General features: G+C 42.7%; 8 protein-coding genes. 6 read left to right on the forward strand and 2 right to left on the reverse strand.

Annotation, left to right across the window (positions count from 1 at the left end):
- Positions 1-91: 91 nt before the first annotated feature.
- On the reverse strand, positions 92-4,132 hold the full coding sequence (locus BUC20_RS18125) for a hybrid sensor histidine kinase/response regulator transcription factor (RefSeq protein WP_073232451.1): 4,041 nt from the start codon (positions 4,130-4,132) through the stop codon (positions 92-94).
- 229 nt (positions 4,133-4,361) lie between these two features.
- Between BUC20_RS18125 and BUC20_RS34305 the strand changes: the two genes are divergently transcribed.
- The 6 genes from BUC20_RS34305 to BUC20_RS18150 all read left to right on the forward strand — a co-directional run bounded on the left by BUC20_RS34305 (position 4,362) and on the right by BUC20_RS18150 (position 14,807).
- A complete protein-coding gene (locus BUC20_RS34305) occupies positions 4,362-4,493 on the forward strand; it encodes a hypothetical protein (protein ID WP_262497427.1) in 132 nt (43 codons plus the stop codon).
- Between the two features lie 29 nt (positions 4,494-4,522).
- Entirely contained in the window at positions 4,523-7,783 is a 3,261-nt protein-coding gene (locus BUC20_RS18130) for a SusC/RagA family TonB-linked outer membrane protein (RefSeq protein ID WP_084529017.1), read from the forward strand.
- An 11-nt stretch (positions 7,784-7,794) separates the two neighbouring features.
- Complete coding sequence (locus tag BUC20_RS18135; protein WP_200800973.1) at positions 7,795-9,540, forward strand: RagB/SusD family nutrient uptake outer membrane protein; 1,746 nt, start codon at positions 7,795-7,797, stop codon at positions 9,538-9,540.
- A gap of 134 nt (positions 9,541-9,674) precedes the next feature.
- A complete protein-coding gene (locus BUC20_RS18140) occupies positions 9,675-11,126 on the forward strand; it encodes a right-handed parallel beta-helix repeat-containing protein (RefSeq protein WP_143166837.1) in 1,452 nt (483 codons plus the stop codon).
- 32 nt (positions 11,127-11,158) lie between these two features.
- Positions 11,159-12,745 carry a discoidin domain-containing protein gene (locus BUC20_RS18145; protein ID WP_084529019.1) on the forward strand — a complete coding sequence of 529 codons (1,587 nt, stop codon included), beginning with the start codon at positions 11,159-11,161 and terminating at the stop codon, positions 12,743-12,745.
- A 4-nt stretch (positions 12,746-12,749) separates the two neighbouring features.
- The gene (locus tag BUC20_RS18150; protein ID WP_073232456.1) at positions 12,750-14,807 is read left to right on the forward strand and encodes a glycoside hydrolase family 2 protein; all 2,058 of its coding nucleotides are present in this window, start codon (positions 12,750-12,752) and stop codon (positions 14,805-14,807) included.
- Positions 14,808-14,915: 108 nt separating this feature from the next.
- Here BUC20_RS18150 and BUC20_RS34200 read toward each other — a convergent pair.
- Positions 14,916-15,117, reverse strand: a 202-nt coding sequence (locus BUC20_RS34200; RefSeq protein ID WP_234994545.1) for a hypothetical protein, incomplete at its 5' end; no start/stop codon positions are given.

Here is a 15,117-nt window from a genome sequence, read left to right on the forward strand (position 1 = left end):
AATTAAAAAGATAGAAATTATAACAGGGGTGAAAACCCAATGATTTTAGGGGTAAAATCCAGTAAAATGGTATTGAAAATAAGATTGAAATTTATGGATTAGTTGCTTCAATATACTCGGAAGGAGTTTTTCCAAATTGCTTCTTAAACTCCCTGCTGAAGTATTTGCGATCGGAAAAGCCCACCATATAACCGATCTCGTATACTGTATATTGCTTTTTCAGGAGCAGCTGAGCGGCTTTTTTTAAGCGGATAGACTTAGAGAAATCATTTACCGAAAGGTCTGTCAATGCTTTTAACTTTTTATACAGGACCGATTGGCTCATTCCTATTTTTTCTGCCAGCAGATCTACTCCAAGATTTTCATCCTCCATATGGTTCTCGATGATCCCGATCAGTCTGGAGAGAAATTGCTCATTTACCGGATCCACCAGGACCTGGTTGGGTTCCAGGACCAGCGATCTGCTGTATTTCTTACGCATCTTTTCCCGCGCTTCCAGCAGGTTGTGTACCTGAAGCTGCAGAATTTTTGTACTGAAAGGTTTGGTCAGGTAAATATCTGCCCCCTGACTCAATCCGCTGATCTGATCAATTTGGTCGCTTTTGGCCGTCAAAAGCACTACAGGGATGTGATTGGTCCGCTCATCGGTTTTTAGTTGATTACAGAGCGTAAAACCATCCATTTCGGGCATCATAACGTCGCTGATGATGAGGTCCGGGATTTCCATCGTAGCGATATCCCACCCCTGTTGTCCGTTTTCAGAAAGCAGGACCTCATAATCGGATTCCAGCATTCCCTGGATCAGTCCGCGAAGTTCTGCATTGTCTTCTACGATCAGGATGCTGTGTTTTTTCGGGAGCCCATCTGCCGGGCTGACTGGTATCACTACAGGGTTTTCCGTATGCTCAGGCAGTTCCTGCTGGATTTTAGAAGGATGTATCACTGCCTGTGTTGATAATTGGCGTGGAGAAAAATGAGCGTTTCCGCGCAACAAGCTGAGCTCAAACCGGGTAAAACCTGCCTCCTGAGCCGTTTTCGGCTGGCTGCTCACCGTAATCGCTCCTTTATGGAGCTCCACAATATTTTTAGCAAGGGCCAATCCAATCCCATAACCCGTATTTTGAATGCTATGTTCCTCTACCTGGAAATAATTCACAAACAATTGCTCCAGATATTGAGGAGCAATCCCTCTTCCTGTATCACTGATGCTGATCAGTACCCGGTCTTTCCTGGTTTGAACGGTTACCGCGATATGCCCCTGATCCGGGGTAAATTTAAAGGCATTGGAAAGCAGGTTGAAGAATACTTTTTCCAGTTGTTCTCTATCAAAATACAGTTGCAGCGGTTCCTGATCATAATCGAAAGAAAACTGAATATGTTTCTTAAGTGATAGGGCTTCGAAAGAAATGTAAATCTCCTGTATAAAAGAGATGAGGTCATGAGCTGATACACGTAACTTCAGGTTCTTGGTATCCGCCTTTCTGAAGTCCATGAGTTCACTCACCAGTTTTAACAGGCGGTCGGCATTGGATTTTACGCCTTTAAGTTGTTGTCCGACGACAGAACCTGGTTGTTGCCCTTCCAGTAATTTTTCTACGGGGGCCATGATCAGCGTAAGGTGTGTCCGGATTTCATGAGAGATATTGGTGAAGAAGTTCAGTTTGACCTGGTGAAGTTCTTCGTCTTTTAACAACAATCCCCTGAGGTAGAAAAAACGGGTGACAAAAAACAGAATGACTCCCAGTAATGCAGCATAAAGCAGATAGGCCCACCATGTTTTCCAGAAAGGAGGCAGGATTTCTATTTTCATCCGGATAGGTTCACTCCAGATGCCATCGTTATTTGCCCCTTTTACCAGTAAGGTATACGATCCTGAAGGCAGATTGGTATAGCTGGCCATGGGCGTCCGGCTTTCAATCCATTCCCCGTTCAATCCCTCCAGCTTATAGGCATATTTGTTTTTGTTTGATTTGATATAGTTGAGTAAGGCAAATTCAATGCTAAAAATGTTCTGTCCATAATGGAAAACCAGCTTTTCTGTGAAGCCGATGTCTTTTTTCAACAATCCGTTAACGTCATTGAGCTTTATCTGGTCGTTAAAGAGTTTTAATCCGGTAAATGCGATTCTCGACTGCTGATCATTCTTTTCTATGTCTTGCGGAGAGAAATAGGTCAGTCCGTTGTATCCTCCAAAGAACATTTCTCCGCTTGCGGCTTTAAAAAATGAATTGTAGTTGAATTCGTCCCCGGCCAGGCCATCGCTGGTAGTATAAGTTTGGAAAACCTCGTTTCTGGGATTAAATCTGGACAAACCATTGGAAGTGCTGATCCAGAGCTGCGCTTTATGATCTTCCAGGATGCCTACCACATTGTTACTGGCCAGGCCATCTTTAGTGGTATAGATTTTATGGAAAGCTTTCCGCTTCACATCGTATTTACTGAGTCCGCCATAATAAAGGCCAACCCAGATGTTTCCTGCTGAATCTTCCTCTATACAATTGATATAGTTTGCGTTGTTATTTACGCTGTTGCTACCTTTCGGTAAGGTGAAAAGCTTCAGACTCAGGCGATCCGGAGGTAAAAGGTACAGACCAGTAGTCGCTGCGATCCAGATGTTCTTTCTGGAATCTTCAAACAGCACTTTGATATTGCGGTCTTTGATGCTGCGGATGGCAGGAATCTCAGGATAGGGACTCAGGTTGAGCTGATCTTTATAGAAGATGCGGATTCCGCTTTGACTGCCGATCCAGAAGGCACCGCGATCATCTTCCAGAAGGGTCACGATCTCCGAGCGTGTGGTTTTAATATCATTTCCTGTCGCCAGAAAACGTTTGAATCCTTGCGTCACGGGATCAAAAACATTGAGTCCTCCGCCATGTGTGCCTATCCAGATATGGTCGGCTTTATCCTTGTAAACGACTTTTACCAGGTCTGAACCCAGACTTGAGGGGTCGGAAGCTTTGAGTTTGTAAGCCCTGAAGCTACGTTTCCGCTGATCATAATAATTCAGGCCACCGCCTTCTGTTCCTATCCAGAGGTTTCCTGTTTTATCTGCAATAATCGAACTGACTACATTGTGACTGATTCCTGCCAGCTTTTCGTTGTATTGTAGGGTTTTAAAATTGGTGGAGTGCGCATAAGTTACATTAACACCACCATAATAAGTCCCGATCCAGATGGATCCAGTGAGGTCTTCATAAAGACTGTAAATAGAGTTTTGATTTAAGCTTTGCTGGTCTGCCTTCCGGTGCTGATAGTTGCGGAAGGTCCTTTTTAAAGGATCAAACACACTTAAACCCTCCTGAGTACCAATATACAGTTCACCACTTTTGCTCATGATCATTTTACGCACGGCATTATGAGCAAGGCTATTTTCTATTCCTTCCTGATGTGAAAACCTGGAAAAGGTATTTGTGGAAGGCTGGAAAAGGTTGATGCCCCCATTTTCAGTGGCAACCCACAGGTTCTTTTGCCGGTCTTCGATAATGGCAGTGACGGAATTGTCGCTCAGGCTCCCCGGCTGAGCAGCAATATGCCGGAAGGTTTGTACCTCCTGAACCCGCTGGTTGAACCGGAAACGCGTCAGGCCATTATTGGTTCCAATCCATAAGTAACCCTGATGGTCTTCATAAATGCTGAGGATTTCAGTATGGGCAATGGCCTTACTCAGTCCAAGCTTTTCCGCAGAGGTAAATGCATTGGTCTGAAGATCGGTCAGTAAATAAAGACCGGTTCTGCCAGCAGCCCAGAGGTTTCCTTTTCGGTCTTCATAGATCGAATTGACAGCAGCGTATTGTTTATTATATTTATTCCCATCAAGGTAAATCCTTTCGAAAGTATCCTTCTGAGGATTAAACCTGTTTAACCCGTTAGCGGTTCCCACCCAAAGTACCTTACGTGAATCGCTGTATAAAGAGGTAATGTAATCATCAGAAAGACTACCGGGCTCATTGGCATTGCTTTTATACAGCCTGAACTGACTGCCATCATATCGGTTGAGTCCAAAGCGGGAGCCAAACCACATAAAGCCGCGGCCATCCTGTACAATGGCAAATATAGAATTCTGGGAAAGCCCGTTTTCAGTCTTCAGGTGATTGAAATTCAGTTCTTGTCCCCTGACACACAGCTGCATCAGAATACCTGTAATTAAAAATAACGCTCGCTTTATCACAACCCTACAATAAATATCCCCCCAAGGGTAAATAAATTCCTTCCTTGATTGCTAAAATTACAACTTAAGAAGGGATTTTCACCCCATTTACAATCGTTTTTCACCCCTTTATTTTTTGGATTGCACTCAACTTTACGGTTAGCCAAATAATTCTTGCCGCCCAAAGCAAAACGAACTTAAACCAAAACATATGACTAAACTTTACTTCCCTGCAGTAGTGAACTTCGGAAAGACTACGCGTTACCACACCCGGAATGTGACTCCATCAGTTAAGGCGAATGGAAATCCAGACAACTTATCTCTTTCAGCACATTCTAAATAACCAGTACTAACCAATATAAACGTGTTTTTATGAAAAAAATATTAACCATGATAGGTATAGTAATATGCCTTTTGCCAAATATTGTGAGTGCCCAAAGCACCGTAGTAAGCGGCACTGTAAAAGAAAAAGGAGGACCGCTCCCTGGCGCCGGTATTACTGAAAAGGGGGTCACCGGAAATGGCACGATGACTGACGCCAAAGGAAGTTTCAGAATAACCTTAAAAGGAACAAGCCAGATCCTGATCATTAAGAATATCGGATATAAGACCCAGGAGGTTAATGTTGCCGGAAATCCGAAGGTAGAAGTGACCCTGGAGGAAGATGCCAGTCACCTGGAAGAGGTGGTCGTGGTAGGTTATGGTACACAGAAGAAGGTCAACCTGACTGGTTCTGTAGCGACAATAGATTCAAAATCACTGGAAAACAGACCGATCACTAATTTATCTTCAGCCCTTGCCGGACTGGCACCAGGTGTATTTGTACGCCAGTCGTCAGGAAGACCGGGATCTGATGGGGCAACCATCCGTATCCGCGGTACAGGAACCCTGAACAGTAATGATGCTTTGGTCATTGTTGACGGTATTCAGGGTACGATGGATGCCGTAAATCCGGAGGATGTGGAAAGTATTTCCGTATTGAAAGATGCAGCTTCTGCTGCAATTTACGGATCGCTTGCCGCCAATGGGGTAATCCTGGTTACGACCAAAAAAGGATCAAAAAAGAAAACCGTGGTTACCTATAGTGGCATCTTTTCAAAAACAAATCCTAGTAATATGCCCGGTTTTGTAACGGATTATGTCAGACATATGAACCTGGTTAATGAGGGATATCGTAACCTTGGAAATTCTGGTGGATATAATCAGAGTACCATCGATGCATGGACCAGTGCAAACCAGAATCCTTCCGGCGTAAACGCGTTGGGTGTTCCGAATAGCATTGCCTTCCCGAATACAGATTGGGCAGATGTTATTTTCGAGAATAAGGTGCTTCAAAATCATAATGTTACTTTAAACGGAGGAGCAGAGAACATCAGTTTCTTATTGTCGGCAGGTTATCTGGGCAATCCTGGTACTATGGCAAACACGGAGGTGAACAGGTATCAGTTCAGGGCCAATGTGGAAGCGAAAGTAGCGAAGTTTTTAACGGTTGGGACTCAGACCTTTGCTTCTATGAGAACCAAGGGAATGGGAAATACTGATAATGCCTTCAACTTTTTGCGCCAGACCACTCCAGGGGTATATCCATACCTTGACGGGAAATATGGCTTCCCATCTGCCAAAGAAGAATCATCAACGTCAAATAATATTCTCAGCTATTTGAACAGTACAGGTGGCAGTGATAGAGAGTCCAGGTTCAACACTACGTTATATGCTACTCTTGACATCATTAAAGGGTTAAAACTGGAGACAAAATTCAATTATCAAACACGTTTTTTTGAAGGAAACGCTCATTCCATTCCTCTTGAAAGGTGGGATTTTGCAACCAATGAACTAAGATCTCCGGCAACAGCTCCGGCACAACTGAGTACATCTTATGGCTTTGATAAAAATTACACACTCACCGTCGATAATGTCCTGAGATACAGTACTGTGATTAATGATGATCATGACTTCGGGGCCTTAGTTGGATACAATCAGAACTATTATAATTATTATGATTTATCAGCGAGTAAATTGGGCTTGATTTCTCCGGATATTACAACAATTGGTTCTGGTACCACCATGAGTAATATGGGGGGCAAGGAATATGATCGTGCAATGCGTTCCTGGTTTGGGCGTGTTAACTATGCTTATAAACAACGCTATTTATTAGAAGCAGTATTGAGATACGATGGCGCCTCTAAATTTGCAAAAGAAAACAGATATGGCGTGTTTCCTTCTTTCTCTGCGGGATGGAGAATTTCTGAAGAAAGTTTTATGAAGAACATTTCTGAGAAAGTTCAAAACCTGAAATTACGTGCTTCCTGGGGTAAAGTCGGGAATAATAAAATGCATGAAGATGATGACAAAGGGAATTATGACTATATGTCAAACTATAGTAAGGTCAACAGCTCTTTTAATGGGACCCCGGCTTCAGGCTTGTGGAGAAGTAAGTTGCCTAATGCTGATTTGCAATGGGAAAGTACCACAATAGCGAATCTTGGCCTGGATGGCTCGTTGTTTAAAGGTGCGGTGAATTTTGAGTTCGACTGGTATCAGAAAAAAACCGTTGATATCCTTTATGCTCCTGAAATCCCACTGGTAGTAGGTCAGGCAACGCCCCCAACGAGAAATATTGCAGCGATGTTAAACAGAGGTATTGAGCTTACTTTAGGGTATCGCGGTGCAAGTGGGGATTTCAGATATTCTGCATCGGCTAATTTTTCGTATAACTACAACAGGGTATCTAAATACAGAGGAACCCTGAATGAAGGATATGGTACAGACGCTCAGGGAAACCGTGTTTTCAGTTCGAACATCGGGCAAGTTGCTTCTGGTGACCGCGAGATGATTCTTGAAGGCCATTCGATCAGAGAATATTATTTGTACAACGTATATAAAGGTACCGGCAGTTACACCAATTCTGATGGATCTGTGAATATTAATGGAGGACCAAAAGATGGGATGATACGTACACCTGGAGATTTGGATTGGGTAAAGAGTATGTTGGCGGCAGGATATAAATTCCTTCCTGGTAATGCGGTTGATCCTGCTAAGATTAACTACGGAGATCTTATTTACGCAGATAATAATGGTGATGGCAGTTACGGTAACAGCTTTGACAGGCAATTTACCGGAGCAACAGCTACTCCAAAATACAATTTCGGTCTTCAGGCCAGTGCTTCCTGGAAAGGGATAGATATGTTTATGCTTTGGTCCGGTAGTGCCGGTATGAAATACTACTGGAATGCGATAGGATACAACAGCTCCATTGTTTCTTTAGGAAATGCGGTGAGTACACTGATTGCAGATGATCATTACTATTTTAACCCGGCAAATCCATCTGATCCGGCTAATAATATCAATGGTAAATATCCGAGGTTAAAAAATTCTGCAGATGTTCAGAATAGTGTAGCAAGTGATTTCTATCTGTATAATGCCTCTTATGTCAAACTTAAGACCTTTCAACTGGGATATACTTTTGCAGAGAAGCTGACAAAAAAAGTTGCCATTAGCAAAGCAAGGATCTATGTGTCGGGTGAAAACCTGTTTACCATCACCAGTTATCCGGGATTAGATCCTGAGATTGGCACGGGCATCACTTATCCAACAATGAGACAATATTCTCTGGGTCTAAACCTTACGTTTTAATCAAGATACACATGAAAAAGATATATATTATTTTACTTGGAGCAGTACTATTTACCGGGTGTAAGAAAGGTTTGCTCGATACAGTACCTTATGATGGAGTGGCTTCATCAACGATGTGGACAACAGAAAATCTGACAGACCTGGGCGTTGTAGGGGTATATCACTCGTTAAATGCCGCCGTAGTTGGAGGAAGGGATCTATATCAGATGGATCGGTTCGGGTTTACCGGACAGACCCGTGATCTGGAAGGCATGTTGGGCGGGACATTAACGCCTTCGAACGGATTGTTCACTGATAACTGGAAGGGATTATATGAAGGGGTACAACGCTCCAATGATGCCATCTTAAACATTCCGAATTCACCCACTCCGGCTGATAAAAAAGCAAGGTATATGGCAGAGTGTAAGTTTTTACGTGCTTATTTTTATTCCCGTCTGAATCAATTATGGAAAGGTGTTCCGATTTACCTGGAGCCGATTACGGATAAGGAAGCGACTAAAGGACGGTCAACAGAAGATGAAGTCTGGGCACAGGTCATCAGCGATCTGACCGATGCGATCAATGAACCTCTTTTGCCATTGAAAAATGCACAAAAGACAGCTAATTACGGGCATGTGACCAAAGGAGCGGCTTATGCGCTGAGAGGGAAGGCTTACTTGTATCAAAAGAAATTTGCATTGGCTATTGCTGATTTTAGTAAAGTAAAGGAAGCTGGTTACAGCTTGTTCAGCGATTACAGAACCTTGTTTAAAGAAGCAAATGAACAGAGTGATGAGATGATTTTTACCATTCAGAATATGGGGCAGCCAGGTCTTGGTTCCACCACACAGTTCTATTGCGGAACCCGTTCTTCCTTTGGTTCTTGCTGGAATACCTATTTGGTATCTCCAAATCTGGTAGACCTTTATGACAATGCGGATGGATCGGTCTTTAGCTGGGATGCTGTTATTCCGGGTTATTCTGCGATGAGCCCGGCAAAAAGGGAAGTCTTTTTCCTTAGAAATAACCTGACTGAAATTGAGATCGCTGCTGCACAAAAACGTGGTGCCGAGATGAGTTTGTATCTGCCAAAGGGTAATGAAGAGCGGATTAAGGTTGCTTATGCAAACAGAGACCCACGCCTGGCAGCCAATGTAATCACCCCGTACTCCACTTATAATGGGGTAAATGGAGCAAGCAACTTAACAGTGACTTCCCGTTGGCCTTATAGAACGGACGGTCCTACTGTGGCCGACCTGCGTTCTGACAGTCAAAGTTTATTTTACTATCTATACCGTAAATTTGTTTATGAAGGTAATTCGGAAATTATAGACCGTAGTTACGGGCCAATTGACTTCCCGATTATCAGATATGCTGATGTGCTGCTGATGTGGGCAGAGGCGATTAACGAACAAGGCTTTAGTCAGGAAGCAGTAAACCTGGTAAATTTGGTTAGAGCAAGAGGGGGCGTTGCGCCAATTCAATCTGTAAATGCGGCGCTTCCTGCTTTTGTAGGTGATCAGGCCTCTTTACGTGAAAGAATCAGAAATGAGCGTAGGGTAGAGTTTCCTAATGAAGGAATCAATTATTTTGATGAGTTGCGTTGGAAATCACTAAAAGATAAGGTCTTTGTAAGTGGCAATGGAGTGAAACAGATCTGGGGATCTAATGCCAGCAATTACTCTTATATGGGAGATCAGATTTATAACTGGGCTATTCCGCAAAAGGAGATCCAGATGAATACAAACCTGGTACAGAACCCAGGTTGGTCAAATTAATTTAGCGGGTTGATCAAATTATTAAAACGCACCTGCAACAGGATTTATAGGATCCTTGCAGGTGCTTTTTGAAATCAGTTTCATCTCTTTACTGCCTGCACAAGTTTAGGAGGAATAAACAAATAAAAGAAAATATGAAAAGGAAGTATCTGATAGGTTGTTTCTTGTTATTGATGGTATTGGGCAGTTCATTAAGGCTGTCTGCAGAAATATCCGGAGCCGTAGTAAAATATTATATAGATAGTGAACATGGAAATGACACCTATTCAGGTAAATCTGAAAAGCAGGCCTGGAAATCCCTGGCTAAAGTCAATGGGCAAAAGTTTGTTCCGGGCGACCGAATCTTTTTCAAAAGAGGAGGAGTATGGAAAGGGCAATTGGTTCCACAGGGTTCAGGAACGAAAGCGCAGTCAATCCTCTTTTCTGCTTATGGAAAAGGGGCTTTACCGGTAATTGCAGCAGAAGGGAAATTTAAAGATGCGGTATTGTTAAAAAACAACAGCAATATCGCTTTGGAATATTTCGATATATCAAATCAGGATAGCCTGCTGAAACAACAGAAAACAGGACCTACAGGAGTTCGCATTCTTGCAGAGGATATAGGAACAATCAGCAATATCCGCCTATCCAATTTATACATTCATGACATTAACGGAGACAATAAAAAAGGAAGTAATGAAGGGCATGGCATCTTTTGGGATTGTCAGGGTCCTAAACCAAGCAATATTGAAAACCTGCTGATTGAAAACTGTAAACTGCTGCGGGTAGACCGTAACGGCATCCGGGGTAATGGCACTTTTGGTTTCAGGACAAACTGGTTTCCTAACCGGAACCTGATCATCAGGGGCTGTACACTGGAAGATATCGGTGGAGACGGAATAGTGGTTAAAGCATTTGATGGTTCGCTTGTGGAACACAATAAGCTGTTTTACATCAGAACAAGAGCCAAAGACAATGCCGTTGGCATCTGGCCACATAGTAGCGACAATACCCTGATTCAATATAACGAGGTGGCTTATACAAAGAATCAGGACTGGTCCAATGATGGTCAGTCTTTCGATATCGATGGAAATTGTACCAATACCATCATCCAAAACAATTACAGTCATGATAACGAAGGCGGCTTTATGCTCGTAATCTCTGATGCGATCAATGATAAAAGTAAAATGACCACCGGAAGCATCATCAGAAATAACCTGAGTGTAAATGATGGCAATAATCGCAAGCGTCTTTTCAACTTTGCGCTCGTTACCGATTCTACTTATATCAGTGGCAATCATTTTTACAACCGTTCTGCTGATTCTGTGAAAATGGAATTAATAGATATAGAACACGGAGTTCCTAAAAACGTGGTTTTTGAAAACAACACCTTTCATTATGCCGGAAAATCCCTTGGCATTTTTAACAAATCCGCTCAACAATACCAGGCTTTAAAATGGATGGGTAATACTTTCAAAGGCAATATCCGGGGCAGGGAAAAGTTGTTGAATGTAACCGAAGGGAAAGCAATACTTCAGAAAAAAGGGAATCAATTCCCATGGAACTATTTAAAAGAAACAGAGAAAAAAATGAACCTTAAGGAATAAAAAATAAATCAATCAAACCTAAACAAAACCCTATGAGAACCAAACTATTGATCTTTTGCCTTTTTGTGGCAACCTGCTTTGCTGCGTGTAAAAAATCCCCTGTAGAGGGAGAAGCGCTTCCGGTTGAAGAGCCGGTCACGGACACCGTATATACCAGTCCGCAGGCCCGTAACCTGAACTTAATTTATTTTGTACCCAATGATCTGGATACTCTTCCTGCTTACGAGAAGCGTCTGAGTGAACTGATGTTCTGGACACAAAATTTTGTAAAAGAGGAGATGAACCGCAATGGTTATGGCGAAAAGACTTTCGGACTTTTTACTGATGCCAGGATTAACCGCGTCAAGATCATTACGATCAGGGGAACAAAACCAAAAAGTGATTATGGATATTCCGGTGGAGCAGGCAATGTACAGGCCGAGATCAATGCTTATTTCACAGCACATCCTACGGAGAAAACAAGTGACCATACCCTGGTTATTTTGCCCCGTTATTCTTTTAAACCCGATGGAACGCCTAGTGGCGGACCATTCTATGGTTTAGGTAAATGGTGCTTTGCTTTGGATTATGAAGGTATGGACATTAAGAACCTTGGGAAAACAGATACTGAGGGAAACCGTTTCAGTGTTTGGTTTGGGGGGATGGTTCATGAGCTTGGACATGGATTGAACCTTCCGCATAATTGTCAGAAGGTATCCGAAAATGCGACTCTGGGGATGGCATTGATGTGGGCCGGAAACGGAACATTAGGCAAGTCGAAAACTTTCCTTACCGCTACAGATTGCGCGATCTTAAACGTAAATCAGATCTTTAATAATGATGCTAAAACTTATTATGCTGCAGTAAATTCTACGATCAACAAGATTTATGCGGCTTATTCTGAAGCCAAAAGCGCGATCGTGGTTTCTGGTAAATTTACGAGTGATACCAAAATTAACAGCGTAGTTTATTACAATGACCCGAATGTAAACAATGAAGGTACAGGTACAAATAAAGACTATAACGCAACCACCTGGGAATCGAAAACCATCGGCACAGACAGCTTTTATGTCGAGATGCCGATATCAGAATTTAAGTATAAAGATGCGAGTCCTTATGAGATGAAAGTAAAGCTGGTGGCCGAAAATGGAACGGTTAAGGAAACCATTTATGCTTACAAGTTTGTGAACGGTCTGCCTGTGCTGGACTTCAGTTCCAAAAATGAAATCAGTAAAACAGGATGGACAATTGCCGCTTACAGCTCTCAGCAGACTACTGCGCCTGCGGCCAATGTGATCGATAAAAACGGGTCTACCGGATGGCATAGCCAATGGTCGGTAGCGCCTGCAGCGTCTTATCCGCATTTCATTACGGTAGATTTAGGGCAACAGCAAACAGTTGATGGTTTCAGTATTCTTAATGCAGACCGGCGGGCGATAAAAGATGTGGATATTTTATATAGCACAGATGGAATCACTTTTGTTCCACAGGCTACTTATGTGATCCCAAAATTAGGGTACACGCAAAACTTTGCTTTTGCGGCCCCATTAACATTCAGATACTTCAAAATTCTGGCTAAATCAAGCTGGGATGGAGAGCAATTCGCGCAATTCGCCGAAATAGGACTTTATAAAAATTAGTATAATGCATTATCAAAAAAATATCATTGCCATCATTCTTTTCCTTTTATTTCAACTGGCTGATAGTACAGCAAAACCTTTTAATCATGCGTCGGGCGGCAGGGAAACCATTCCGTTTAATAAGAACTGGCAATTTTATTTTGCTTATAACTTTGAACAAGGCATAAAAAAAGAAACCGTTAACCTGCCCCATACCTGGAATGCAATGGAAGTACTGAAAGGTGTTCCCGATTACAACAGGACCTCGGCGATTTATGAGAATAAACTCAATGTGCTCCCGGCATGGGCAGGGAAACGGCTGTTCCTCTATTTTGATGGAGCAAATAGTGTTGCCACTGTATTTGTAAATAACAAATCGGTGGGTTCACATAAAGGTGGGTACACCGGCTTTGCCATAGAAATTACCGATGCGGTTAAACCCGGAGAGAATACGGTGATGGTTCAGGTAAGCAATGCCTACCGTTTAGATGTGCTGCCTTTACATGGGGATTTTAATATTTATGGAGGCATTCATCGCCCTGTTTCCCTGATCCTGACGGATAAAAACTGTATCAGCCCACTTGATTATGGGGCTCCAGGGGTTTACCTGAAGCAGAAACAGGTATCCGAAGCTTCGGCCGAAATAGAGGTGCTGACTAAATTATCCTTATCAGACCCGAATAACCTGAGCCTGAGAACGACTCTTCTGGATGGAGATAAAAAAGTGATCTCCACGATTGCCAATGCAGTTGCCACAGAAAACAGCAAGGAATTAAAACAGGTGATAAAAGTTCAGAAACCACATTTATGGAATGGTAAAGCCGATCCTTATTTATATCAGGTTCGGATAGAACTTTTGCAAAACGGACAAGTTGTTGACCAACTCTCTCAGCCTCTGGGTTTACGTTATTTTAGTGTGGACCCGGATAAAGGCTTTTTTCTGAATGGGAAATACCTGGATCTATATGGTGCGGGCAGGCATGAGGACGTGTCTGGAAAAGGATCAGCCTTAACTGATGAGGATCAGAAGGGGGATATGGAACTGATGAAAGAGCTGGGGGCAACTGCAGCGCGATTAACCCATTATCCTCACAGCAAGCTTTTTTATGAGCTCTGTGATCAAAACGGAATTGTAGTTTGGTCGGAGATTCCTTTTGTGGGCCCGGGTGGATATACAGGTACAGGATATGTGAAGGATCAGGAGCTGGAAACAAATATCAAACAGCTGCTGAAAGAGCTGATCCGTCAGAATTACAACCATCCTTCGGTCTGTTTCTGGGGATTGTTTAATGAGTTGAAATTGAATTTTGACGATCCGCAGCCCTTTATCAAGGAACTAAATGCCCTGGCAAAACAGGAAGATCCCAGCCGTCTAACCACTTTAGCATCAAACCTGGGAGCGAGCTCGTTTATTGACCTGACTGACCTGATGGGCTGGAACCAATATTTTGGCTGGTATGGTGGTAAATTTGAACAGGTGGCTAAATGGGCAGATGATACCCATCAAGCCTTACCTGCTAAACCCATTTCTATCAGCGAATATGGAGCAGGAGGGAGTCCATTCAAACATACAGAAGGATTGGTCAAAGCTGAGGCAGGAAGTGATTTTCATCCGGAAGAGTGGCAAACGGCCTTTCATGAGAAACATTGGGAAGAATTGAAGAAACGTCCTTTCATCTGGGGCAAGTTCATTTGGGTGCTGGCTGATTTCGGCTCTGCCATCAGAACAGAGGGAGATGCCAATGGGATCAATGATAAAGGATTGGTAACCTACGACAGGAAAGTCAAAAAGGATGCCTTCTATTTTTATAAAGCCAACTGGAACCCGGAGCCGATGGTCTATATCGCAGAGCGAAGAAATACCAGCCGGACTATAGCTGCGACTTCAGTGAAAGTCTTTAGCAATGTACCTGCTGCGGAACTTTGGGTAAATGGAAAACGGATTGGAAAAAAAACGAAGAACGAAGTGAATACCATGATTTGGGAAAACGTGCAATTGAGCAAAGGAAACAACAACATCGTAGTTAAAACGAAGCATAAAGGAAAAGAACTCAGCGATAGCTGTGTCTGGAACCTGCAATAGTTAGATCATTTTAAAATTTTCAGAGGGCTGCATCGTGTAAATGATGCAGCCTTTTCTTTTTATCTGCTTCGTTAAGCAGCAAAGTGTGGCATGTCTCTACAGTTAAAATTAACTCTGATTATGTAAGATGCTGTTTATCAGTAGTGTGCCAAAGTTTAGCCCCCTTGGCATCATTATTAAACATACCCTAATCGTAATTAACAAGAATAATAACTGAAATACATAAGATATGAAAAAGATCATTTTATCAGCAGCATTTTTAGCATTCGCAGGAATCTCAGCAGTAAACGCAAGTGAAGTAAAAACTCCG

This window comes from Pedobacter caeni (assembly GCF_900129215.1).
Taxonomy (GTDB): domain Bacteria; phylum Bacteroidota; class Bacteroidia; order Sphingobacteriales; family Sphingobacteriaceae; genus Pedobacter; species Pedobacter caeni.